Raw genomic sequence first — 24390 nt, 5'->3', positions numbered from 1 at the left:
CGTAGTGCAGGGTAAATGTCGATGTACGAGGTAGTATCAAAGGAGCGGCGGCGCCGGTGCGTGATTGGCGCAGTGACGGCGGCATTGGCCGCCATCCTGCTGCCGGCTGCGCATGGCGCCGACCTGATGAGCCAGGCCAGGGCCCGCGGCGTCCTGCGCATCGCCGTCGAGGGCACGTATCCGCCCTTTAATTTCAAGGATCCGAAAAGCGGCCACCTGACCGGCTACGACGTCGAGGTCGCGCGCCTGGTCGCCACCGGGCTGAAACTCAGGCCACAGTTCGTGTTCACCGAATGGAGCGCCATCCTGCCGGCTGTGGCGTCTGGCAAGGTCGACGCCGCCATCAGCCAGGTGATCATCACCCCCGAGCGCGAGCAGGCCTTCGACTTCTCGGTGCCCTACACCTATTCGAGCTTCCAGCTGATCGTGCGCAAGAACGAACGCGCCACCTACCGCAGGCTGGATGACCTCAAGGGCCGCAAGCTGGGCGTGCGCCAGGGCAGCGTGTTCGAGCAGCAGGCGAAGGAAGTGAACGGGATCGAGGTCAGGAGTTACCCGGCCGTGCCTGAGAACCTGCAAGACCTCGCCTTCGGCCGCATCGATGCCTCGCTCGACGACAGCCTGATGGTGAGCTACCTGTTGAAGAATTCGGCGCTGCCGATCAAGGCCGGGCCACGGGTCGGCAAGGATGCGCGCATCGGCGTCGCCATGCGCAAGGGCAATCCGCGATTCAAGGCGGCGGTCGACAAGATACTGAATGAAGCGCGCGCCGACGGCACGCTGCGCCGGCTGTCCGTCAAGTGGTTCGGCGTCGACGCCAGCAGCGCCACGCGCTAGTGGCGACCGACGTACACGATAACAGGCGCGGCCCGCGTCGCGGGCCGCGCCATGCGTGGTCGATGCCACGTCAACGGTTCTTGTCCTGCTTGCCGTCCCAGCCGCTCGTCTGGTCCATTTGCCGGGACGCGTTGCCCAGCGACCCACGGTGACGACTGTCGAGGTCGGCGTTCAGGTCGTCCAGTGCCGGGGTTCCGCCCGAGGCATGCTGGCCGCCTTTCTGCTGGCTCTGCCGTTGTCCACCGGCGCTTTGCTGGTTGCCGCCGGCTTGCTGCTGACTGCCTTGTTGCTGGATAGTGCTGTCTTGCTGCAGGCCGGCATCTTGCTGGTTCCCGGCACTCTGTCGATTACCGGCACTCTGGCCGGCGCGGCTGGCCGCCGATCCCATCTCGTCCAGCTCTGGGTAGCTCGGCGCTTTATCGCTATGTCCTTTGTTTTCACCCATATACGACTCCTGGCACTGGTGTCTGGAAGACCCATGCTACGCCGATGGACGTCTCCGCCAATCAGAGGATTGATGGAGGCTTCGTAGGATTTGTCAGACAAAGTCAGCAGTGAGCAGGGGAGTCAATGCGCCGCCGGGATGATTTCCTGCCGGCGCAGGAAGGCCTGGATCTCGCCGAAGATGGCCACCTGCTGCTCGAGGCTGAAGCCACCATGGCCGCCGCCCTCGACCGTATGCAGCACATTGCTTACGCCCGCCTTGTCGAGCGCGCTTTTCAGGCGCACGCCATGGGCATATGGCACCAGCTTGTCGGCATTGCCGTGGATCGTGAACACGGCCGGGCCGCCGCGGCGCACATGGCTCAGCGGCGACAATTCCCTGGCCAGCGCGGCGCGCCCCGGCAGGCTGCCGAACCAGCCCACCGCATACGAGCGGATGTTGGGGCCTTGCAGCATGTCGGCCACGTCGGTGATGCCGTACCAGTTGACGACGGCCTTGACCTTCGGCGCGGCGTTCTTGTATGGCCCGCTCCAGCTCCCTTCGGTGAAGGCGCACTGATTGGCGAAGGGCGAGTCGGCGGGGATCATGGCCGTCGCCAGCGCCAGGTGGCCGCCGGCCGAGTCGCCGGTGGTGATCACCCGCTCCAGGTCGAAGCGGTAACGCTCGGCATTGCGGCCTACCCATTGCAGCGCGCACAGCGTGTCTTCGACGGCGGCCGGGGCCAGCGCCACATTGGCCAGGCGGTACTGGACGTTGACGACGGCAAAGCCCATCTGCAGATAGGGCAGGGCGGCCAGCGCGCGGCTCTCGCGGTTGCCCGCCACCCAGCCGCCGCCATGGAAGTTCAGCACCACCGGCAGGTGGGCAGTGCTGTCGCGCCAGGGACGATAGACATCGAGCTTGAGTTCCTGACCGCTCGCGCGCAGGTAGGTGATGTTCGGCTCGACCGCCATCTCGTGGCTGAGCAGGACGGCGGTGTGGAATGGACCTTGCGCAGCGGAGTCCGGCGCAGCGCCGTCCTGGGCCAGGCTGGACGCGCAAGTGAAAGCCGCGGCCAGCAGGCAGGCGACCTTCACGGCATGCAATCGGTGGTGCAGCGTGATGGTCGCCATGGGCGCTCCTTACATGTTTGGATAGTTGGGGCCGCCGCCACCCTCGGGCGTGACCCAGACGATGTTCTGGGTCGGATCCTTGATGTCGCAGGTCTTGCAGTGCACGCAGTTCTGGGCATTGATCTGCAGGCGGTCGCCGCCATCCTCGCGCTTGACGAACTCGTACACCCCGGCCGGACAGTAACGCTGTTCCGGGCCGGCATACCTGGCCAGGTTGACGTCGACCGGCACGCTCGGATTCTTGAGCGTCAGGTGGATCGGCTCGTCCTCGCGGTGGTTGGTGTTCGAGATGAACACCGACGACAGCTTGTCGAAGGTCAGCTTGCCATCCGGCTTCGGATAGGCGATCGGCTTGTAGTGCGAAGCCGGCTTCAGGCATTCGTGGTCGGCGTGCCGGTGGTGCAGGGTCCATGGCGCCTTGCCGCGGAACACGATCTGGTCGATGCCGGTCATGATCGTGCCCAGGACCAGGCCCTTGCTCATCCATGGCTTGAAGTTGCGCGCGATGTGCAGCTCTTCGTGCAGCCACGATTGTTCGAAGGCGGCCGGGAAGGCGCTCAGCTCGTCGCTCGAGCGGCCTTCGCCCAGCGCCGCGAAGGCGGCTTCGGCCGCCAGCATGCCGGTCTTGAGCGCGGCGTGGCTGCCCTTGATGCGGCTGGTGTTCAGGAAGCCGGCGTCGCAGCCGATGAGCGCACCGCCCGGGAACACGGTCTTCGGCAACGATTGCAGACCCCCGGCGGTGATGGCGCGCGCGCCATACGAGATGCGCTTGCCGCCTTCGAAGAAGCCGCGGATGTCCGGGTGGGTTTTATAGCGCTGGAATTCCTCGTACGGCGACAGGTAGGGGTTCTGGTAACCCAGCCCCACCACATAGCCGACCGCGACCAGGTTGTTTTCCAGGTGGTACAGGAAAGAGCCGCCATAGGTGTCGTTCGGCAGCGGCCAGCCGGCCGTGTGGATCACCAGGCCCGGCTGGTGCTTGGCCGGGTCGATTTCCCACAGCTCCTTGATGCCGATGCCATAGGTTTGCGGGTCCTTGCCCTTGTTCAGGTCATACTTCGCCATCAGCTGGCGGCCGAGGTGGCCGCGCGAACCCTCGGCGAAGAAGGTGTATTTGGCGTGCAGTTCCATGCCGAGCTGGAAGTCTCCGCCCGGCTCGCCCTCGCGGTTGACGCCCATATTGCCGGTGGCCACGCCCTTGACCGAGCCATCCTCGTTGTACAGGACCTCGGCCGCCGGGAAGCCGGGGAAGATTTCCACGCCCAGGCTCTCGGCCTGCTGGCCCAGCCAGCGCACGACGTTGGCGAGCGAGACGATGTAGTTGCCGTGGTTTTTCAGCGCCGGCGGAATGGCGAACACGGGCGTCGAGAACGACTTGGTTTCGGTCAGGAACATGACACGGTCTTCCGTGACCGGCGTATTCAGCGGCGCGCCTTTTTCCTTCCAGTCAGGAATCAGTTCGTTCAGCGCACGCGGATCCATCACCGCGCCCGACAGGATGTGGGCGCCCAGCTCGCCGCCTTTTTCCAAGACGCAGACCGATACTTCCTGGCCTTTTTCTGCAGCCAGCTGCTTGAGCCGGATCGCCGCCGCCAGGCCGGCGGGGCCGCCGCCGACGATCACGACGTCGTATTCCATGGCTTCGCGCGGTCCGTATTGTTCGAGGAGGTTGGTTGTCTCTGTCATGGTTGTTGGTGTGCTCTCAGTGAGGCAATCTTGAAAATAGCACGAGTGTGCGGGTTTTTGTTGTCGAATGCAACTTGGGCGCCATTGTAAAGGCAATATTAGATGAGGCAATCTAATACTGGACATTTGTGGGATCATTATGCTTTCGCAATCAGAACCTGACAGAAGGGTTCTTGGCCGGCACGACAGCATTGGGGAGCGGGACGTGGGAATTGAAGTCAATTTCGAAGGAAAGATTGCATTGGTCACCGGCGCGTCGAGCGGACTCGGCGCGCGCTTCGCGAAGGCGCTGGCCGGGGCCGGGGCCCAGGTCGTCCTGGCCTCGCGCCGGGTCGAGCGCCTGAAGGAATTGCGCGCCGAGATCGAGGCCGACGGCGGGGCGGCGCACGTGGTGCGCCTCGACGTGACCGACCTGGGCAGCATCAAGGCGGCGATCGCGCACGCCGAGACCGAGGCCGGCCCGATCGATATCCTGGTCAACAACTCCGGCGTCTCGTCGACCCAGCGTCTGCTCGATGTCGGCGAAGACGACTATGGCTATATCATGGACACCAATCTGCGCGGGGCCTTCTTCATGGCCCAGCAGACGGCCAAGCGCATGATCGCGCGCGCCAAGGGCGACCCGCGCAAGCAGCACCGCATCGTCAACATCGCCTCGGTCGCGGGCCTGCGGGTGTTGCCGCGCATCGGCGTGTATTGCATGAGCAAGGCCGGCGTGGTGCAGATGACCAAGGCGATGGCGGTGGAGTGGGGAAAATACGGGATCAACGTGAACGCGATCTGTCCCGGCTACATCGCCACCGATTCGAACGAGGATTATTTCGACACCGAGCCGGGCCGCAAGCTGATCGAGATGTTGCCGCGCAAGCGGCCGGGAAAGCCGGAAGACCTCGACGGGCTGCTGCTGCTGCTGGCGGCGGAAGAAGCCCATTTCATCAATGGCGCCATCATCACGGCCGATGACGGGATGACGGCGCAATAATTTTTTGGGAAGCAGAGACAGGGAATGAGTAGCAAGAAGTTGGTTCACACCATGCGCATGCCGATTCGCTGGGGCGATATGGACGCCATGGGGCATGTCAATAACACGAATTATTTCCGCTATATCGAGTCCGCCCGCATCGCCTGGCTGGAACAGGTGGGCGGCCTGCCGGATTCGCGCAACGAAGGACCGGTGATCGTCAATGCCTCGATGAATTTTCTCAAGCAATTGACCTATCCCGGCGATATCGAGGTGCGCACCTTCGTGGCGCCGCCGGGACGCTCGAGCGTCGAGGTGTCGCACGAAATCCGCCTGATCGGGGCGGACGGCGAACCGGGCGACCTGCATGCCGACGGCGTGGCCAAGGTGGTGTGGGTCGACTTCAAGCTCGGCAAGTCGGCGCCCTTGCCGGAATCCCTGCGCGCCGGGCTCCCGACCGCGTAAGACGAGACCGCGCACCATCGTCTTCGGCCGCCGCGCGCGATCGCCGACAGGTTCGCGGTCGCGCGCCGGGGCTATGCCGGCCTCGGCATTCCAGCGCCCGACCGGCCGCGCCATGCCTGCGCAATCGTGGCAGCGCGACGGTACGACGCGTGTTATTGAACACGTGTCGCAATCACCGGAATTCAATCAGCTCATCCCATTCAGCCGCGTAATGGCGTGCATCGCTGCGTGTCATCCACGATCGACGAGGCATCGTTCAACTAGTTGTTCGATATCTCGCTATCGCTTATCGACGGATACGGCTGTGAATAAGTCTCTGTATGCTGTATTAGTGGCAGCATGTCGAATAGAAACTCTGTTTCCCCAAGTGCATCGATGAATGCCGGTTCCGCATTTTTTACCCCCGGTTCAATTTCTAGAGGGGAAAAATCTTTGTTTATTTGAGTTGATGAAATAGCCAACAGAAAATATTTTCCTTATGTGATGGAACTCCTTGGTCTTTGGAATCCTCAAACGACCTCATTCATCATTTGTGTAAGGAAAGATTCTGTGAACAATTCCACTCGACTCCAACCGAAAGCCAAACTCATGGTGCTTGCCCCTGCGTTTGCCGTACTCGCCGCATGTGGTGGTGGCGGGGATCCTGCCTCGCTCGACCCGGCCAGTGTTTCTCTGGCAGAAGTAGAAACGCCAGTTCGTCCCGCCGATTACGCGCCCGACAGCGCTGCCACTACCGCAGCCGATGCGCCCGCCACTGACGCCACGCCGGATGGCCAATCCACCGACGTCGCCCCCGCGGCCACGACCGATGCCCCCAGCGGAAACAAGTCGCTGGCAACCGTGGTCGCCGCCGCGGGTGCGCGCGATCCCCTCAAGCAACCGTTTGCCAGCAACAGCATCTGGAATATGCCGATCGGCAGCAATGCACGGTTCGTGCGCGCCAACCTGAATTCGCGTCCGGGCAATAATATTTGGGCACAAATGCCCGGTATCGACGACGAGAAAATCATCCTCAAGCCAACCGCGCCGCTGGTCAATATCAACTACAGCAGCGCCGCCTGGACTGGCAGGAATCGTTGCAGCGCCACGGGCGGCCTGATGTACCAGGTGCCGATGCCCAGCAATTACATCATTCCTAATACCAACAAGAACAGCTCGGCCGTGTTCCTGATGAGGGATGGCCGCACACTGGTGCAAACCCAGCCGGTGGCGCGCTGCACCGCCGGAGGCCCGGCCACGTCCTTCGCCAAGTTCTCCAATGTCGACCTGTATGGTTCAGGCATTACCGGCGCGCACGGCGGCTCGGGCCTGTCCGCGATCGGCGGCAGCATCCGCCTCGGTGAGCTGCGTCCGGGCACCACGACCGGTCCGCGCCATGCGCTGAAGGTCAATGTGTACGCCAAGGAAGCGCTGTTCAGGTGCACGACGCGCAGCGCCTGCTCGCGTTGGCCGGCAACGACCTCCGACAGCTATGCGGTCGGCTGGTACGGCAGCGCAACCGGCAACAGCAACACCGCCATGAAGATGGGCGCCTTGCTGGCGATCCCGGGCAGCACCTCGATCACCTCGCTGGGCCTGGAAACCACGCCGGCCAAGCAGCTGGCCTGGACGTTGCAGAACTATGGCGCCTACATCGTCGACGACACCTATGCGCCCGGTTTCGACATCAGCGCCGAAGACGGTCCGGACGGCTCGAAACGCGCTGAGTTCCGGCGCGACTGGGGCTTCGACATGAACCAGAAGGTCCAGGGCAATACCGCCTGGGTGCGCGACATCCAGCGCCTGATGCGCGCACTGAGCGTGGTCGACAACAACAGCCCGACCAGCATCGGTGGCGGCGGCACCCCGCGCCAGCCCCTGGCGCCTGCCATCGCGCCATAAGCGCTTCGCAAGAGCACGAGCACGAGCCGCCGCATGAGAATGCGGCGGTTTTTTTATGGGCGTCGTCGGCGTCGCGTGAGCGCGGCGCCAAATGCTGCTTCGGCCGCATCATGATACTGATCACTTTGCTTATTATAATATCTGCCGTCGAATATGCTAATTCCGAATTATTATAATAAATATAAAGGGAAATCTGCGCATGGCTTATAGCTTTTATCAAGATATCCCGTGAAAAATCTCACTTCGCCTTGTTATTTGAATCGGAGGGGCGGGGCGATTCGGCGATCTTGTCGAAATGAATTTAATGAGGCAAGGTAAAACCATGCTCGACAGTGATAAATATTTATTGCTCATGCATGGTTTGATATTAATCACGCCAGACTGATCGCAAAAAAATAGAATTTGAATGTCAATTCAATTCATGCGGAGGCGTGGTCATAACATGGGCAATAAAAACACCACCGCTCATGCGATTCCAGCTAGTTTCTGGCAAGAAGGTAATCCGCCCTTTGCATCCCATGCAGACAAACACATTGTTTCCAGTCGCTTCTACGAGAACGCCATTCCAGACTTCGCGGACGCGGCCCTCGAGCGCCTCTACGCAAGTATCTATTGCACCCTGACCCGGATCGGCATCTACGAGCGGCTTGACGACATCCACACCTTCGTCGCCGCCGACGAGCATGACATCGCCCTGCTGATTCTGTTCCGGATCGATCGCGACACGGTCCGCATCGTCAACCAGCAGGTCGCCCTGAGCGAGGGCGACCTCGCTTACTTCGCCGTCAACGTGTTTTCCCGCTATCCGGCGGCGCGGCGCATCGAGGCCTACGCGCTCGACACGTTGATCGATGCGTCCACCTTCGCCTTCCCCGTCCAGGTCCTGCCCCAGCTACAGGAAAACGTGGTCGATCTTCCGCCCAGCGCGGACGCCTATATGCAGCAGTTGGGCAAGAGCACGAGGGAGCTGATGCGGCGCAGCATGCGCAAGTGCGCAGCGCAGTTTCCATCCTGCCGTTTCGAGGTGCTTTCCACGCAGCAGATCACCCCGCGCCATGTGCGCGAACTGGTCCACCTGACCGACCAGCGGATGGATGCGCGCCATGCCGAACCGTATGTCGTGAATACCGAGATCGACCGCATGCTCAGGCTGGCGCGCAGCTACGGCTACCTGGGCATCATGCTGATCGAAGAAAGAATCGTGGCTGCCACCCTCTATTTCAGGGTCGGGACGCGCCACTTCCTGCACCTGGTCGGCCACGACCCACGTTTCGACGCCTACCGGCTGGGCCGCCAGGTCAACCTGCATACGATCTTCCACGCCATCGCCACCGGCGGCCGCGAACTATGGATGATGGGGGGCCATGACGGCTGGAAGTCCCATTTCCTGGCGCGCCGCAAGACGCTGCGCAGCGTGACGATCTACCGCTCCCGGGCTGCGGCGCTCGTCTGTTGTCGCACCTTGTTGCGCAACGCAGCGCGCTCCCGGCTGCACCAGCTCCGGCTTCGCGTGGGCGAGGTGCAGGCGCGCGACGGCGCGGGCAGCCGGCTCCTCGGCCACTCGCTCGCCGCGCTGCGCCACGCCAGAAAGGGCCTGCGGCACCTGCGCTTCATGTCGGCGGGGCGAGTCGGCAAGCCGGGCTTCCAACGCGACGGGGGCGACACGGATGCCTGACGGCCCGCGGGGCATGAGGACGGGCGCGCTGTGGCCCGGCTTCGTTTCAAAACCACATGGTGGAACAATGAATGATCGACTCGACGATCGACTCGACCTGACAAGTGGCGCGGCGCGGCAAGAAACGCTGATCGTCGGACGGCCCTTTCCGCCGTCCCTGCGCGCGCTGCTCGAGAAGTGCCACGAGAACGTGTTCTGCACGGAGGCGCGCTGCGCGGCGTTCCCGGCCGACGCCGAGGTGGCGTGCTATGTCGCGCTGCGCGACGGCGCTCCGGTCACGGCCGTGCTGTACCGCCGCGAAGGGGGCGCGATCACGGTCTTGAACGAGCTGTTCGCCATCGAGGGCGGACAGGTCGAACAGATGGTGCGCTGCCTGCTCGCGCGGCACGAGGGCGTCCGCCTGATTCATTTCCCGGCGGTGCAGGCGCAACCCTCGCCCATGCCGTTTCCGTGCCAGCGCTATGGCGCCACCGAAGACCTGGTGATCTCGCTGCAGGGCACGCCCGACGCCTATCTTGCCAGCCTCGGGCCGAATACCCGCGCGGCGATCCGGCGCGCCCAGCGGATGGTCGCGCAGCAGGCGCCGGACCTGGCGTTTACCTTCCATGGCCCCGACACCATCGAGCGGGCCGATCTGGCCGCCCTGGTCGGACTCAACTGCCTGCGCCTGTCGCGCAAGGGACAGTCCCCGAGCCACACCGCGGACTCGCTGGCCATGCTGGAGAGCATGCTCGGCGCGTATGGATGCGTCCTGTTCGCCCGAAGCGGCGGGCGTATCCGCGCCGGGGTGGCGTGTACCCATGTGGGCCGGCATGCCTACATGCACGTGATCGCGCACGATCCCGGCTTCGACCAGGCCCGGCTCGGCCTGCTGTGCTGCTTCATGAGCATCTGCGAGTCGATCCGGCGCGGCATGCGCGAGTACCACCTGCTTTCCGGCCGCTACGACTACAAGCGCAGGCTGCTCGGGCAGCAGCGCGACTTCGACCGCATCGTCGTATACCGCTCGCCGGCCGCGGTCATGGCGAGCCTGCCGACCTATGTCCGCACCCTGGCGCGCGGGCGGGGGCGCCAGGCCAAACAGCGCATTTCGTCCTGGAGGCGATCGTGGAAATCCTAGATGTCGGCCGGCCCCTGTCCGAACGCGAGCGCACCGGCCCGCCCGAACAGCTGCCGTTGCTGTGGGAAGAGACCGAGGCTCCGGCTCCCGCGCAAGCCGCGCCGCGCGCGGCGAGCGAGCGCGATGCGGCCATGGAGCGCGAGACGCGGCGCGCCAAGACGGTGCTCCTGACCCTGCTCGGCGCGATCCTGCTGGCTTCCCATTTCCTTTAAAACAAGGGCGCACACACGCCTGGAGCGACAGCCATGAACCATGAAAAGAAAATCGTGATGCTCGGAACCCATGTCGACGGCTGCGGCGGCATCGCGTCGGTCATCGCGGTGTATCGGGCCGCGGGGCTGCTCGCGCGGCGCGACATCGTCTACCTTCCGACGCATCGCACCGGGCCGGGGCGGGCCAAGGTCCACCTGTTCGCGCAGGCCCTGATGGCCCTGCTCCGCCTCCTGGCCAGGGGCGAGGTCGCGCTGCTGCACATCCACGTGGCCATCAACGCCAGCTTCTGGCGCAAGTACGTGTTCTTCCTGCTGGGTTACCTGTTCCGCGTGCCGGTCGCGCTGCACCTGCACGCGGGACGTTATCCCGAGTACTACCGCACCGGGTGCGGCCCGCTGGCCCGCCTGCTGATGCGCTTCGCCTTCGACCGGGCGCGGGCCGTCGTCGTCGTCTCGAGCGAACTGCAGGCCTGGGTGCGCGCCGTTTCCTCCCAGCGCCGTGTCGTCGTCCTGCACAACCCGGTGCTGCTGCCGCAGCGCGACGGGGCGCAGGCGCCCGCGCGCGCGCCGGCGACGCTGGTCTTTCTTGGCCATCTCGAGGCGGGCAAGGGCTGCCACGACCTGCTGCGCGCGATGCGCACGATCGTCGCGTCCGTGCCGCAGGCGCGGCTGCTGCTGTGCGGCGACGGCCAGCGCGACGAGACGCGCGCGCTCGTCGCGACCCTTGGACTGCAGGCCAGCGTCGACCTGCCAGGCTGGGTCGACGCACGCGAACGCGCGGCCCTGCTCGACACGGCAACCGTCTTCGTGCTGCCGTCGCATGCCGAGGGCTTGCCGATGAGCTTGCTGGAGGCGATGGCGCATGGCGCCCCGGTCGTCGCCACGGCGGTCGGCGGCATCCCGGAGGCGGTGCGCGATGGGGTGGAAGGCGTGCTGGTCGCGCCCGGCGATCCCGGGGCGCTCGCCGCCGCGGTGCTCGGCCTGCTGGCCGATCCGGACGCCCGCATGCGCCTGGGCGCCGCCGGCCGCGAGCGGGTCCGGACCGAATTCTCCAGCACCCGGATGATCGCCACGCTGGAAGACCTGTACGAGAAACTCGCGGCACACGAGGCGCGCCGGCCTGGAAGGCGCGAGCGCTTCGACGAGAAAATCGGCTGACCGGGCCGCGTCCGACCAGGGAGAATCCATGAAGATTTGGTTCGATCTATCCAATTCGCCGCACATCAATATGTTCCGCACGATGATCCGCGACCTGCAGCGGTCCCACGAGGTCATCGTCACCAGCCGGCCGCTGGCCAATACCGAAGACTTGCTGCGCATGCACCGGATCCCGCATACGACGGTGGGCGTGCACTATGGCCGCTCCCTGATCGGCAAGGCCTGCGGCTTCCCGATCCGGGTCGCGCAGCTGGTGCGCTTCCTGCGTCGGCGCGGGGTCGAGGTGGCGGTATCGCAGAGCTCTTTCCACTCGCCCGTCGTGGCCCGGCTGCTGGGCATCCGCTCGGTCTACCTGAACGACAACGAGCATGCGGCGGGCAACGTGCCGGCCTTTGCCTGCGCCGACCGGATCATGGTGCCAGAATTTCTGAGCGCCCGGAACCTCAGGCGCCAGGGCGCGCGCCTGGCCAAGGTCGAGCGCTATCCCGGCGTGAAGGAGGGGATCTACCTGTGGGAGTATGCGCAGCGCCGCGCGTCGCCGCCCAGGTCGCCCCATCTGCAGGCGCCGCCGCGCATCTACGTCCGTCCCGAGCCCTGGACGGCCCAGTATTACCGGGGACCGCGCAATTTCCTGGACGATGTCATCGGCGCGCTGCAGCACCGGGCCAGCGTCACGGTGCTGCCGCGCTCCCGCGAGCAGTACCAGCACTATGCCGGTGCGGCGTTCAAGGCTTGCCGCACCCTGTCCGGCGTGATCGACATCGATGCCATCGCCGGCGACTGCGACCTGTTCATCGGCGCGGGCGGCACCATGACGCGCGAGATGGCCGTGCTGGGCGTGCCCACCATCTCGGTCTACCAGGACGCGCTGCTCGACGTCGACCGCTACCTGATCGCCGAAGGCGCCTGCGCCCACCTGCCTGCGCTCACCGCGCAGGAATCCCTGGATTACCTGGCCTCGCGCGAGCGGGCCGGTCCCAACGCCGGCCTGCTCGCCAAGGGGCGGGCCGCCTACGACATGATCAAGCACGAGGTGACCCATGCACACGCCTGACACGCCCCCCATCCGCATCGCCATCGCCGGCCTGGGCAAGATGGGCCTGTCGCACCAGGCCATCGTCAACGCCCACCCCGACCTGGAGCTGGTCGCCGTCTGCGATCCCGCCACCTGGTTGCTGGACATCATCGGCCGCTACACCGGGGTGGCCACCTACAGCGACTATGCGCGCATGCTCGAGCGCGAGCGGCTCGATGCGGTGCTGGTCGCCACGCCCTCGCGGCTGCACGCGCGGATGGTGCGCGCGGCGCTCGAGCACGGCCTCGACGTGTTCTGCGAAAAGCCGTTCTGCCTGGACGTCGAGGAGGGCGCGCGCCTGGTGGCGCTGGCCGCCGCGCGCGGCGCGGTGACCCAGGTCGGTTACCACAACCGCTTCCTGGGCACGTTCGAAGAGGTCCGGCGCCTGCTCGACGTCGACGCGATCGGGCGCGTGCATCACGCGCGCGTCGACTGCTATGGCCCGGTGGTGCTGCGCCCGAAGGGAGCGACCTGGCGCAGCAGCCGCAACGAGGGCGGCGGCTGCCTGTACGACTACGCCTGCCACGGCATCGATCTGCTCAATTTCACGGTCGGCCCGCCGACCGGCGTATCGGGCTCGATCCTGAGCAGCGTATTTTCCGCGTCGGCCGACGACGAGGTGTATGCCAACCTGTCTTACGCCGACGGCAAGACCGCGCAGCTGTCCGCCAACTGGAGCGACGACAGCCACCGCAAGATGTCGACCACGCTCGTGCTGTGGGGCACCAACGGCAAGATCGAGGCCAGCCGCCAGGAGCTGCACATCCACCTGCGCACGCCGGTGGCGGCCCGTCCCGACCTGGCGGCAGGCTGGAACGTCCGCTATACCACCGAGCTGACCAGGCCGGTGTGGTTCTACCTGCGCGGCGAGGAGTATTCGGCGCAGATCGATTATTTCGCCGAATCGATACGGCAGCGCCGGGTCGACAGCCACTGCAGCCTGGCCGCGGGCCTGGCCACCGACCTGGTGGCCGACATGATCCGGCGCGACGCCGCCGGCGCGGTCGGCGCCGGGGCCGGCGCCGGGGCAGGCGCCGGCGCCGACCTGGCGCTCGCGCGCGGCGTCCCGGGGCGCTGGGGAAGGCTGCGCGACGCGATTCTGAGCTCGCCCGAGACGATCATGAAGGCATTGAAAGGGAGCCCCTGATGGACCGTATTCTATTTGGAGACAACCAGTTCTTCGGCATCAACCACATGTCGGACGAGCATGCGCGGGCCCAGAGCATGCAGTTCCAGAGCAACGAGGCCATCCTGGCGATGCTCGATGGCGTCCTGGAAGAGGGCATCGAGGTGCTGATGTGCACCACCCACGAGCGGGTCGCGGCGATCTGCGAGGCCATCCGCGCGCAGCCGGCGCGCTACCGCCAGCTGAAGATCTATCCCTGCATGCCTTACGCGCACAAGTATGCCAACGCCGTGTCCGAACTGGGCATCATCGAGGCGGTCCGCAAGTTCCTGCCGGATGAGTCGCCGCTGACGGCGGCGGTCAAGAGCGGCATCGCGGTGGCGCGGCGCGACATCGACGCCCTGATCCGGCGTCTCATCGACGCCGAAATGAAGATGTTCGCGGCGATCCCGACCCCGGTCGTCTTCCTGCAGAACGTGGTCACCGACCTGGCGCTGGGCCTCGGCTTCCACGACGCGCTGCGCACCTTCCACGACCATGCGCGCGAGCGCTACGGGGCCGAACCGGGTTTCATCACCATGAACCTTCCCCGGCTGCTCGAAGCGCTCGACGCCGTCGGCATCGACAACCCAATCGTCTGCGCCAACGTCAACAAGATCGGCTTCCGGATGTGCGGCGGCCTGCCGGCCTACGAGGAAACGGTCGCGTCGCGCAAGTTCCGCGCGGTGGCGATGTCGGTGTTCGCTTCCGGCGCGATCCCGGCCGAGGAAGCGATCGAGTACGTCTGCGGCCAGCCGCGCATCGAATCGATCGTGTTCGGCGCCTCCAGCCTGGGCAAGGTGCGCAACACCAAGTACCTGATCGACCACTACACGGCGCTGGGAAGGGGCGAGCCATGCAGTGGGCGCGTATGAAGCCGCTGCGCGTCGGCCTGTTGCTCGAGACGCGCGCGAGCGACGCCTATACGGCCGCCCTGTGCGACTGGCTGGCCGAACACGGCGACCTCGAGCTGGCGCTGGTGCTGGTCACCGACGGCGCGCCGCCGGGCCGGGCGGGGCGCAAGCGCCGCCCCGCGGCCCGGGGACCGACCGCGCCGCAGCCGTCGCCGCAGCCGTCGCCGCGCACACCGCTGCTGTTTGCCGGCGTGATGGCCCTCGAGCGTCAACTGCTGCGCCACTATGAAGCGCACCGCGCGCACCTGGACGTGGTCGACGTGGCCGCGCTGGCCGCCGCGCGCGGCGTGCCGGTGCGCAGCGTGGCGCCGTCTGCGGCGGCGCCCGATCCCGCATCGGCCGCGGCGCCCGGCGCTGCGCTCCCGGCGATCTCGGATCCGGAGCTGGCCGGGTTCGACCTCGACCTGCTGGTGTGCTGCGATGGCGCCACCTGCGACGAGCGCCTGGGCGGGGCGGCGCGCCTCGGCGCCATCGGCATCGACTACCGGCGCGACCGGATCGCCGGCGGCGCGCCCATCGGCTTCTGGGAAACCTACCACCGTACGCGCAAGACCGGATTCGCCATCGTCCGGCTGGGACGGCCGGGGGAGGCGGGCCAGGTCCTGGTCGAGGGGGCGTTCCGCACCAAGTATTCCTTCCTGCTCAACCAGGCGCACCTGTTCTGCAAGGCGCATGCCCAGTTGCGCAGGCTGCTGGACGACGTGGCCGCGACGCGCAAGCTGCCGGCCGTGCGCGATCCGGTCCCTTACTCGGGCTGCTGCCTGGCGTCGCCGGGCAGCCTGCACGCGCTGCGCTATGCGCTCAAGCTGGCCGGGCGGCTCGGCATGCGCGGCCTGCGACGCATCCTCGGCATCCGTCACAAATGGACGCTGTCGGTGACCCGTTCGGGGTGGCGCAACGCCGTCTTGTGGCGCGGCGTGCCGGTGGCGGCCCCGGATGGGCATTTCTGGGCCGATCCCTTCCTGCGGGTCCATGCCGGAAGGATCTACTGCTTCGTCGAAGACTATGTCTACGCCACCAATCGCGCGCATATCTCGGTGCTCGAGATCACCCAGGCCGACGTCAAGTGCCTCGGCGTGGCGCTGCGCGAGCCGTTCCACCTGTCGTTTCCGTTCCTGTTCGAATACGCGGGCCGTCTCTACATGTGCCCCGAGACCTCCGAGAGCAACCAGATCCGCATCTACAAATGCGACGAGTTCCCGCTGCGCTGGTCGCTCGATTCGGTCGCCATCGACGGTATCTCGGCCGCCGACTCGATGTTCTTCGAGCACCGCGGTCGCTGGTGGTTGCTCACCAGCATCGACCGCGCGGGCCTGAACGACCACTGCTCCGAGCTGTGCCTGTTCCACGCGCCCGATCCGCTCGGCGGAGCGTGGACGCCGCACCCCATGAACCCGCTCTACATCGATACCGACATGGGGCGCAATGCCGGCCTGATCGTGGACGAAGGCCGCATCTACCGCGCCGCCCAGCGCCAGGGCTTCGACCAGTACGGCGAAGGCCTGGCCCTGTACGAGATCATCGAACTCGACGAGACCAGGTATTCGGAGCGCAAGGTCACCGACATCCGGCACGACTATCTGCAGCGCTCGCTGGGCAGCCACCATATCTCGTCGGACGGCGATGTGACCGTGGTCGATATCAAGACCCATTGTTTCGCCCCCTGAGGGCTGGAGCCGACGAGGAGCCGATGAACGATCCGATCGTGCCACCGCTGTCGCCGCCTCTGGCGGCGTCGACCCCGGCGCCCGCCGCGCGTCCGCTCGGCGCGGCCCGGCCCGCCGGGCCGGCGCTCGTGTACCTGGCCTGCCTGGGTGCGGCGCTGGCGGTCGGCATGGCTTGCGAGTTCCTCGGCGGCGTGCGCGCCGCCGCCGTCCTCGGCGCCAGCGTCGTGGCCTTGCTCGGCATGCGCGATTTCCGTGTCCTGGCCGTGGCGGTGGCCTTCCTGCTGCCCTATGTGCCGACCTGGTTCCTGTCCGAAGGTGTGGCCGGCCAGTCCGGCCAGCGCATCGTCGCCCTGGTGATGCTGCTCACCCTGATGTCGGTCGCTTGCGGCCATGCGCTCGATCCCTGGCGCATCCGCTATCCCCGCTGGCGGCCGGCCTTCCTGGCCTATGTCGCCATGGTCGTGTTCGCGGCCCTCAACGGCGCCCGCTCGGCAAGCGCCATCCCGGAATATTTCAGGGTGCTCGAGGTGGTGGTCGAGACGACGCCGCTGGGCTACCTGAAGGTGAGCCTGTTCGTGCCCATGCTGGTCGTCGCCGGCTGCGCGTTCATGGGCCTGCTGGCGGCGAACGTGCGCGACCCGCGCTGGCTGCTGCTGCCGGTGCTGTCGTCGGCGGTGCTGCTGGCTGTGCTGGTCTGCCTGTTCGCGCTGCATGGCGCCAGCGCCGGCGCCGACCTGGCGCAGCAGGAGTCGCGCAGCTCGCTGTCGGCGCTGGGCCTGCATGCGAACGAGCTCGGCCTGCTGCTGAACATGGCGCTGGCCCTGGCGCTCTGCGCCCTCGGGACGACCGGGCGCGCCACGGCGCGCGTCGCGCTGGCGCTGGCCTGCCTGGTGCTGATGGCGGGCGTCCTGATGACCTTCTCGCGCGGCGCCTTTCTCGGGCTGGGGGTGGTCATCCTGTATGCGCTGGCGACCGTGCGCGGACGCAACTGGCCGGTCTGGGTGCTGGTCGCGCTGGCGCTGGTCGTGGCCCTGTCGTCCGATTCCCTGGCGCAGCGGGCGCTGCACGGCATCGGCGGCGGCGACCTCGACCTGCTCAGCTCGGGCCGCATCGACGCCATCTGGCTGCCGCTGTTGCCGGAGATACTCGATCACCCGATCCTGGGCGCCGGCCACGCATCCATCTTGTGGTCGCAGGCGGCGCAGGCGCGCACGATCCTGCCGGTGGGCCATCCGCACAGCGCCTACCTGGGCGCGCTGCTCGACGTCGGCATCGTCGGCAGCGTGCTGACCGCGCTGTTCTTCGCCCATGCCTGGCGACTGTTGCGGCGCGCGGCGCGCCAGGCCGGCGGCGCGGCGCTGGCCGGGTTCTTCGGCGGCGGCGCGGCCTGCATCCTGCTGCTGCTGGTCCAGGGCCTGACCGACGACAGCTTCATGCCGTCGTTCACGCATGTGTATTTCTGGCTGTGCTACGGCGCGGCCGTCGGGACGCTGGCCCGTGCGCACTGCGCGGCCGCGCAGCCCGCGGCTGCGCAGCGCGCGCCGGTACGCGGCCGGCCCGCAGTGGAGGAGGGGGCATGAAAGTCTGTTTCGTCGGCATGGACAACCTGCCGGTGCTGGCCGAGGAATTCAATATGCACGGGATCGGCGGCGAGCAGGTCCAGCAGACGCTGCTGGCACGGGCACTGGTGCGGCGCGGTTTCGACGTCAGCATGGTGGTGTACGACTACGGCCAGCCCGACCGCCACAGCTGGTCGGGCATCGTCACCCATCGCGCGTTCCGCCAGGCGGCCGGACTGCCGGTGCTGCGCTTCGTGTATCCACGCTGGATCAAGACCTGGCGCGCCTTGCGGCGCGCCGACGCCGACGTGTACTACCTGAGCTGCGCCGGCATGCAGCTGGGGCTGGTAGCGCTGTTCTGCCGGCAATACGGCCGCAAGCTGGTGTTCCGGGTCGCGCACGACAGCGACTGCGTGCCGGACGCGCTCCTGATCAAGTACCGGCGCGACCGCAAGCTGTACGAATACGGCTTGCGGCGGGCGCACCTGGTGCTGGTCCAGACCCAGCGCCAGCGCGACGCCATGCTGCAGAACTACCGGCGCGACAGCACGGTCGCGCGCATGCTGGTGCAGGCCGCGGCGGGGCCGGTGGAGCGCGATATCGACGTGCTGTGGGTGAACAACCTGCGCCAGTTCAAGCGTCCCGACCTGCTGCTCGAACTGGCGCGCCGCCTGCCGCACCTGCGCTTTTGCATGATCGGCGGCGAGCAGCCCGGCGCCGCCGAACTGTATGCCGGCATCGCGGCGCAGGCCGCGCTGTTGCGCAACCTGTCCTTCAGCGGCCGCGTGCCGTACCACCGGATGGCCGAGCGCTATGCGGCGGCGCGGGTGTTCGTCAACACCTCGGACAGCGAGGGCTTTCCCAACTCCTACCTGCAAGCCTGGATCCACGGCACGCCCACGGTCGCTTTTTTCGACCCCGACGGCGTGATCGCCCGCGAAGGACTCGGCCATGCGGCAACGACGCTGGACGACATGGCGGCGCAGGTCGCCACGCTGGCAGCGGGCGGCGCCGAATGGCACGCGCGCAGCGCGCGCTGCCGCTCCTACATGGAGCGCCATTATGCCGAGCAGGACGTGCTCGGCCCCTATCTGGATGGACTCGAGGAGGTCTGCCATGGAACAAGGAACTGAACGGCCGCTGCATGTGATGTTCCTGGTCGTCTCGGCCAGCGTGGGCGGGGCCGAAACCCACGCGGTGACGCTGGCGCGGGCGCTCGACCGGCGCCGCTTCTCGGTGTCGCTGGTCTATCTGAAGGACGAGGCCGAGATCCCGGGCGCCTTCGACGACGAGCAGTGCCGGGTGTCGGCGTTCTGCCTGAACGCCCGCAACAAGCTCGACCTGGGCGCGGCGCGCCGGCTGGCGGACTATGCGGCGCAGCGCGAGGTCGACATCGTCGTCTGCGCCAACCCGTATCCGCTGATTTATGCGTGGGCGGTGCGGCTGCTGTCGCGGCGCCGCCTGCGGGTGGTCGAGATCCTGCATTCGACCGAGCCGTTCACGCGGCGCGCCTGGCTGCAGATGTATCTGTACCGGCCCCTGATGTGGATGTCCGACCTGCTGGTCTTCGTCTGCAAGAACCAGCGTTCGTACTGGGAGACCCAGCGGGTCAGGGCGCGCAGTTCGCAGGTGGTGCACAACGGCGTGGACCTCGGCCGCTTCAGGAACGATTTCGGGCCGGCGCAGATCAGCGCCTTCCGCCGGGCGCACGGCTTCGCGGGTCACGATTACGTGGTCGGCGTCTGCGGCATCCTGCGCCAGGAGAAGGGGCACCAGGACCTGCTGCGCGCGCTTCATATGGCGCGCACGGCCGGCACCTGCGCCAAGTGCCTGATGATCGGCGATGGGCCGATGCGGCCGGCGATCGAGTCCACCATCGACAGCCTGCGCCTGACCGGGGACGTGGCGATCACGGGCGTGCTGGCCGACGTGCGGCTCGCCATCGGCTCGTGCGACGTCATCGTGGTGCCTTCGCATAACGAGACATTCTCGATCGCGGCCCTCGAGGCGATGGCCCTGGGTAAGCCCCTGATCATGGCCGACGTCGGCGGCGCCTCGGAGCAGGTCGAGCACTCGGGCAACGGTTACCTGTATCCCAAGGCCGACGTGGCCGCGCTGTCCGACCGCATCCTGCGCATGGCCGATCCCGGCTGCCGGAGCGCGTTCGGCGCTGCCAGCCTGCGCAAGGTGATCCACGAATTCTCGCTGACGCGGATGGTGGACGCCTACGTGCGCGAACTGATCGACCTGGCGCGCGACTGACATGGCACGCGCCGGTCGCGCCATGGGATTGAGCCGGTCGGCGGCGTTCCTGACCGCCGGTGGCATGGTCGAATTCGCCCTGCAGTTCCTGCTGCCCGTGATCCTGGTGCGCCAGCTCGACGCCGACACGTTCGGCCAGTACCGCTTCCTGACCCTGATGCTGGGCACGGCGCTGGCGCTGGCGCCGGCCTTCATGCCGCAGGCGCTGTACTACTTCCTGCCGCGCGCCGGCGGGCGGCAGCTGACGGTGATCGGCAACGCGCTCGCCTACCTGGCCTGCATGGGCCTGGTGGTGGCCCTGCTCGCGAGCCCGGCCAGTCCGCTCACGGGCGACCTGTCGCGCGCGCTGCACGGGGCCACGCACGGCCTGTCGGCGCTGTACCTGGGACTGTCCGTGCTGTTGACGATCACGACCACGCTGGCGATCGCCGAGGGACGCATCCTGTGGCATTGCAGCACCGAGCTGGCGCTGGCCCTGCTGCGCACGGCGCTGGTGGCCGTGGCCGCGATCCTGTCGCACGACATCGCCTGGGTGCTGGCGGCGCTGGTGCTCGATGCCGCGCTGCGCCTGGTGGTGCTGGCGGCCTATTTCCTGACGCGGCCCGGCGGAGCGCGCCTGCGCTGCGCGCCGGCGAGCCTGCTGGCGCAACTGCGTTATGCGCTGCCGTTCGCCGCGGGCGGCAGCCTGTTCGCGATGCGGGCCCAGGCCGACGGCTGGATCGCCGCGTCGCTCATGCCGACGCACGTCTTTGCCGCGTTCACCATTGGCGCCGTGGTGCTGCCGGTCGCCTCGCTGATCCGCCAGCCGATCAACAGCGCCATGCTGCCGCACCTGAACCGCGCCTTCGCCGGCGGCGCCCGCGCCGAAGTGCACGCGCTGCTGCTCAAGGGGAGCGGGGCGGCGACGCTGCTGCTGGCGCCGCTGGCCGGCGCGCTGTTCCTGCTGGCGCCCGAGATCGTGGCGCTGGTCTACACCGAGCGCTATCTGGCGGCGGTCCCGGTGATGCGCCTGTACCTGCTGCTGGTCGCGCTGCAGTCGGTGGCGGTCGGCTTCGCGATGCCGGCGCTCGACATGGGCCGGCTGGCGCTGCGGATCAATCTCGCAGGGCTGGCGCTGTCCGCCTCCCTGAGCCTGGCCGGCGTGCACTGGTTCGGCCTGGCCGGCGCGGCGCTCGGCAGCGTGGCCGCCTTCCTGCTGTGCGAACTGGCCAATGCGCGCGCCGTGGGGAAGGTGCTGGGCCGGCCATGGCGCGCGATGTTCCCGCTGCGGCTGGCGGGGCTGGTGCTGGGCGCCTGCGTGGCCGCAATCCTGCTGGCCGAATGGTGCGCGCCGGCGTTCGGCGCCGGCCCGTGGCGCTCCCTCGGGGGCAAGCTTGGCGTGTACGCCGCCGCGGCCCTGACGCTGTTCGCCGCCTGCGGCGGCCTGGGAGAGCTGCGCCGCCTGTGCGCGCCGTTCGCCGTTCCCGGCGTGGCGCCGGCCGCGGCGCGGCCGCCATCGGCCTGAATGTCGCTGTCGCGGGTGTGCATAGGCACCTGGAACCCGCGTCAGCGTCGGCCGGGGGCGCTTCGAACACCTTTACGGCTTGCTGAGGTACGGGTCGCCTTGATTTAGCTCAGCAAGGAACGTGTTTATCGCGCTAGGGTAGTGATTGCAGGGTTGCCTTCACGCGCCAGGTCACTTAAATAGCCGCACAGCAGTGCGCTGTGCCGGTCCAACCGAGGGAACAGCATGGGCAAGAACGAAATCCTGACACCCGAAGTCACGCCGTTGGACAGGTTCGATCCCGGCCCCGCGCTGGTGCCATTCCGGCTGGCGGAACATGTCGGGGTGATGGTGCGCCACCGGCTGTTCATCGTGCTGGTCACCCTGTCGGTGGCGGCGCTGGGCACCCTTTATGCCCTGGCGCGGCCTCAGTCCTACACGGCCAACCTGCTCATCCACGTGACCGACATGCGCTCGTCCGAACCGCGCACGCTGCTCGGCGAGACGACGCCGGGTTCGGCCTACAAGCGTGCCATGTCCGAAGCCGAACTGCTGCGCTCGCGCGCGGTCATCGGGACCGCCGCGACGCGCCTGCGGCTGGACGTGGTGGCCGAGCCGCGCTACTTCCCGCTGATCGGCACGGCGCTGGCGCGCTGGAATGCGCGCCACGGCGTGGCGCCGGCGCCTTACGGCGGCTATGCCTGGGGCGGCGAGCGCATCCGGGTCAGCGAGCTGACCGTGCCCCCGGAGCTCCTCGACCAGCCGCTCCTCGTCACGCGCCTCGACCGGGAACGCTACAGCCTGCGCGCCGGGGACGACCGCCGCGCCGTCGTCGGCCGGGTCGGCACGCCGCTGGTGGCGGCGCTGGACGGCGGCAGCGTGCACCTGAGGGTCGACGCACTGGAGGGCGCGCCGGGCACCGACTACCTGGTGGCGCGGCGCTCGGTGCCGGCCGTGATCGAGGAGATCGGCGCCGGGCTGGACATTGCCGAGCTCGGCAAGGACACCGGCGTCCTCAGCGTGAGGCTCCAGGGCGCCGAGCCGCGCCGCATCACGGCTGTCCTCAACGAGATCGGCAACGTCTACATGGAGCATGTGCATCGCCAGAAAGCGAGCGAGTCGACCGGCTCGATGGACGTCCTGCGCGCGCGCCTTCCCGGGCTGCGCCAGCGCGTCGCCGCCGCCGAGGAGCGCTACGAATCCTACCGCCGCCAGCACGGCGCCGCGGACGTCGTCGAGGATACGCGCCTGGCGCTGGGCCGGCTGTCCTCGACCCGCGAGCAATTGGCCCAGTTGCAGCGCCGGCGCGCCGAGCTGGGCGTGCGCTTCGGGGACCAGCATCCGGAACTGCTGGCGCTCGACCGGCAGCTCGAAGGGGCGCGTCGCGAGATCGCCGGCCTCGAAGCGGACACCGGGCGCCTCCCCGCCGTGGCGACCGAGCTCGAGCGCCGCGCGCGCGACCTGAAGGCCGAGACCGACCTGTACAACGCGGTGCTGCGCCGGACCGAGGAACTCGACGTCGATGCCGGAGACCGCTCCAGCAACGTCAGGATCGTCGACGAGGCGGTCGTGCCAACGAAGCCGGCCGGTTCGCGCAAGGCGATCGTCGCCATCTCCGTCGTGCTCGGCCTGTTCTTCGGCATCGGCGGGGCCTTTTTCCTGACCTTGCGTGAGCGGCTGCGCCAGCAGTATGGGGGGGATGCATGAACCGGGTCGCGCGTATCGGAATCGTCCTGCTGGCCGCTGGCGTGTTGTGCGTCCTGCGCATCGCCCTCGTGCTCCTTGGGGTCCTGGTGTATCTGTTGCTGTTGCCGGGCGTGATCGCCATGAAGCGCGACTATCCCCACGCCGACCGGGTCTTCCTGTGGTGCGCGCTGCTGGGCTGGACCGGGGCGGCCTGGATCGCGGCCCTGGTCTTCGTCCTGACGCGGCGCTCAACCCCTGTGCGTGAATGCGGGCCATCGGCCCTTCATGGCCACCGGTGACGCGCCGTCGTATTCGCCCGGCGCGAACGGGCCGCTATCCGCGCACGCCCACCAGCTTGTGCACCAGCTCCGACGACGTCGATGCCGCGAATTTGCGCATCAGGCTGGCCCGGTGCATTTCCACCGTGCGCGGGCTCAGGGCCGTATCGCGTGCAATCATCTTGCTCGTCTTTCCTTCGACCAGCAGCGCCGCGATCTCGCGCTCGCGCGGGGTCAGTTGCGCCGTCACCGGACGTTTTTCGCTGACGTCCTCGAAGGTCCAGACACCGGCGCCCAGGGGTTGGGCCGGGTCCAGTGCGCGGCCCGTCACGTGGCACCAGAACAGTTCGCCGCTGGCGCGGCGCATGATGCGCTCGTCAGAATAGCGGCCCCGGGTATTCATGATGGGGATGATGCGGTCGCCGGTACGCAGGAATTCGTCCATCGTCGGGTACAGCACGCTGAACGACAGGCTTTGAAGGTGACCCGGCGGATAGCCGAACATTTCCTCCAGCGCGCCATTGCAGGTCTGGATCACGCGGTCGAGCGACACGCACATGCCGACCGGCGCGTGCTGGAAGATCATTTCATAGTCGATGCCCGGACTCTGTGGGTTTTGGTGGTTCATCTGATGCAGATCGACAGCCGTCTTCATTCGCCGTGCTATGTGTTGGGATTGGCCGTAGTTCTACGGTATTGTGCTTCGTTGTCACGTATTCTATGCTGAGAGTCTACTCAGTAGTACAGAA

22 protein-coding genes are annotated in these 24390 nt (G+C 67.2%); 18 read left to right on the top strand and 4 right to left on the bottom strand.

Going from position 1 to position 24390, the window contains the following annotated elements; translation table 11 throughout:
• Positions 1–21 precede the first annotated feature (21 nt).
• Entirely contained in the window at positions 22–837 is an 816-nt protein-coding gene (locus KY496_RS07580; protein ID WP_219864382.1) for a transporter substrate-binding domain-containing protein, read from the top strand.
• A gap of 70 nt (positions 838–907) precedes the next feature.
• On the opposite strand, the gene KY496_RS07575 is transcribed toward KY496_RS07580, so the two are convergent.
• The 3 genes from KY496_RS07575 to KY496_RS07565 form a co-directional block, all read right to left on the bottom strand.
• Entirely contained in the window at positions 908–1282 is a 375-nt protein-coding gene (locus tag KY496_RS07575) for a hypothetical protein (RefSeq protein ID WP_184238749.1), read from the bottom strand.
• A gap of 122 nt (positions 1283–1404) precedes the next feature.
• Entirely contained in the window at positions 1405–2394 is a 990-nt protein-coding gene (locus KY496_RS07570) for an alpha/beta hydrolase (protein WP_219864381.1), read from the bottom strand.
• 9 nt (positions 2395–2403) lie between these two features.
• Positions 2404–4080, bottom strand: a complete 1677-nt coding sequence (locus tag KY496_RS07565; protein ID WP_219864380.1) for an electron transfer flavoprotein-ubiquinone oxidoreductase — start codon at positions 4078–4080, stop codon at positions 2404–2406.
• Between the two features lie 205 nt (positions 4081–4285).
• Between KY496_RS07565 and KY496_RS07560 the strand changes: the two genes are divergently transcribed.
• The 17 genes from KY496_RS07560 (at position 4286) to KY496_RS07480 (ending at position 23662) form a co-directional block, all read left to right on the top strand.
• The gene (locus tag KY496_RS07560; protein ID WP_005667346.1) at positions 4286–5062 is read left to right on the top strand and encodes an SDR family oxidoreductase; all 777 of its coding nucleotides are present in this window, start codon (positions 4286–4288) and stop codon (positions 5060–5062) included.
• A gap of 24 nt (positions 5063–5086) precedes the next feature.
• Positions 5087–5506 carry a thioesterase family protein gene (locus KY496_RS07555; protein WP_219864379.1) on the top strand — a complete coding sequence of 140 codons (420 nt, stop codon included), beginning with the start codon at positions 5087–5089 and terminating at the stop codon, positions 5504–5506.
• Positions 5507–6094: 588 nt separating this feature from the next.
• A complete protein-coding gene (locus tag KY496_RS07550; RefSeq protein ID WP_005667349.1) occupies positions 6095–7387 on the top strand; it encodes a hypothetical protein in 1293 nt (430 codons plus the stop codon).
• A 442-nt stretch (positions 7388–7829) separates the two neighbouring features.
• Entirely contained in the window at positions 7830–9062 is a 1233-nt protein-coding gene (locus KY496_RS07545) for a GNAT family N-acetyltransferase (RefSeq protein ID WP_219864378.1), read from the top strand.
• A 67-nt stretch (positions 9063–9129) separates the two neighbouring features.
• Positions 9130–10182, top strand: a complete 1053-nt coding sequence (locus tag KY496_RS07540) for a GNAT family N-acetyltransferase (protein ID WP_219864377.1) — start codon at positions 9130–9132, stop codon at positions 10180–10182.
• Positions 10170–10394, top strand: coding sequence for a hypothetical protein (locus KY496_RS07535; protein WP_071362407.1), 225 nt, complete (start codon positions 10170–10172; stop codon positions 10392–10394). The genes KY496_RS07540 and KY496_RS07535 overlap by 13 nt, the downstream gene beginning before the upstream one ends.
• Positions 10395–10427: 33 nt before the next feature.
• The gene (locus tag KY496_RS07530; RefSeq protein WP_219864376.1) at positions 10428–11552 is read left to right on the top strand and encodes a glycosyltransferase family 4 protein; all 1125 of its coding nucleotides are present in this window, start codon (positions 10428–10430) and stop codon (positions 11550–11552) included.
• Between the two features lie 28 nt (positions 11553–11580).
• Positions 11581–12606 (top strand): DUF354 domain-containing protein, encoded by a 1026-nt coding sequence (locus KY496_RS07525; protein ID WP_219864375.1) that lies wholly within the window; start codon positions 11581–11583, stop codon positions 12604–12606.
• Positions 12593–13774 (top strand): Gfo/Idh/MocA family protein, encoded by a 1182-nt coding sequence (locus KY496_RS07520; protein ID WP_219864374.1) that lies wholly within the window; start codon positions 12593–12595, stop codon positions 13772–13774. The genes KY496_RS07525 and KY496_RS07520 overlap by 14 nt, the downstream gene beginning before the upstream one ends.
• Positions 13774–14667, top strand: a complete 894-nt coding sequence (locus KY496_RS07515; protein ID WP_219864373.1) for a hypothetical protein — start codon at positions 13774–13776, stop codon at positions 14665–14667. The genes KY496_RS07520 and KY496_RS07515 overlap by 1 nt, the downstream gene beginning before the upstream one ends.
• On the top strand, positions 14649–16373 hold the full coding sequence (locus KY496_RS07510) for a hypothetical protein (RefSeq protein WP_219864372.1): 1725 nt from the start codon (positions 14649–14651) through the stop codon (positions 16371–16373). The genes KY496_RS07515 and KY496_RS07510 overlap by 19 nt, the downstream gene beginning before the upstream one ends.
• A gap of 23 nt (positions 16374–16396) precedes the next feature.
• On the top strand, positions 16397–17953 hold the full coding sequence (locus tag KY496_RS07505; RefSeq protein ID WP_219864371.1) for an O-antigen ligase: 1557 nt from the start codon (positions 16397–16399) through the stop codon (positions 17951–17953).
• On the top strand, positions 17950–19065 hold the full coding sequence (locus tag KY496_RS07500) for a glycosyltransferase family 4 protein (RefSeq protein ID WP_219864370.1): 1116 nt from the start codon (positions 17950–17952) through the stop codon (positions 19063–19065). Before KY496_RS07505 ends, KY496_RS07500 begins: the two co-directional genes overlap by 4 nt.
• Positions 19049–20194 (top strand): glycosyltransferase, encoded by a 1146-nt coding sequence (locus KY496_RS07495; RefSeq protein WP_005667368.1) that lies wholly within the window; start codon positions 19049–19051, stop codon positions 20192–20194. The genes KY496_RS07500 and KY496_RS07495 overlap by 17 nt, the downstream gene beginning before the upstream one ends.
• Before the next feature lies 1 nt (position 20195).
• Positions 20196–21698 carry a lipopolysaccharide biosynthesis protein gene (locus KY496_RS07490; RefSeq protein WP_184238774.1) on the top strand — a complete coding sequence of 501 codons (1503 nt, stop codon included), beginning with the start codon at positions 20196–20198 and terminating at the stop codon, positions 21696–21698.
• A gap of 225 nt (positions 21699–21923) precedes the next feature.
• Positions 21924–23384, top strand: a complete 1461-nt coding sequence (locus KY496_RS07485) for a GNVR domain-containing protein (protein WP_184238776.1) — start codon at positions 21924–21926, stop codon at positions 23382–23384.
• Positions 23381–23662: a superinfection immunity protein gene (locus tag KY496_RS07480; protein ID WP_005667373.1), complete on the top strand. Its 282-nt coding sequence runs from the start codon at positions 23381–23383 to the stop codon at positions 23660–23662. The genes KY496_RS07485 and KY496_RS07480 overlap by 4 nt, the downstream gene beginning before the upstream one ends.
• A gap of 34 nt (positions 23663–23696) precedes the next feature.
• Here KY496_RS07480 and KY496_RS07475 read toward each other — a convergent pair whose 3' ends face one another.
• Positions 23697–24269: a PAS and helix-turn-helix domain-containing protein gene (locus KY496_RS07475; protein WP_040776284.1), complete on the bottom strand. Its 573-nt coding sequence runs from the start codon at positions 24267–24269 to the stop codon at positions 23697–23699.
• Positions 24270–24390: the final 121 nt, after the last annotated feature.

The sequence above is a fragment of the Massilia sp. NP310 genome (assembly GCF_019443485.1).
Lineage (GTDB): Bacteria > Pseudomonadota > Gammaproteobacteria > Burkholderiales > Burkholderiaceae_D > Telluria > Telluria timonae.
Note: the sequence above shows the minus strand (reverse complement) of the source record. Positions and strands in the feature narration are given on the sequence as shown.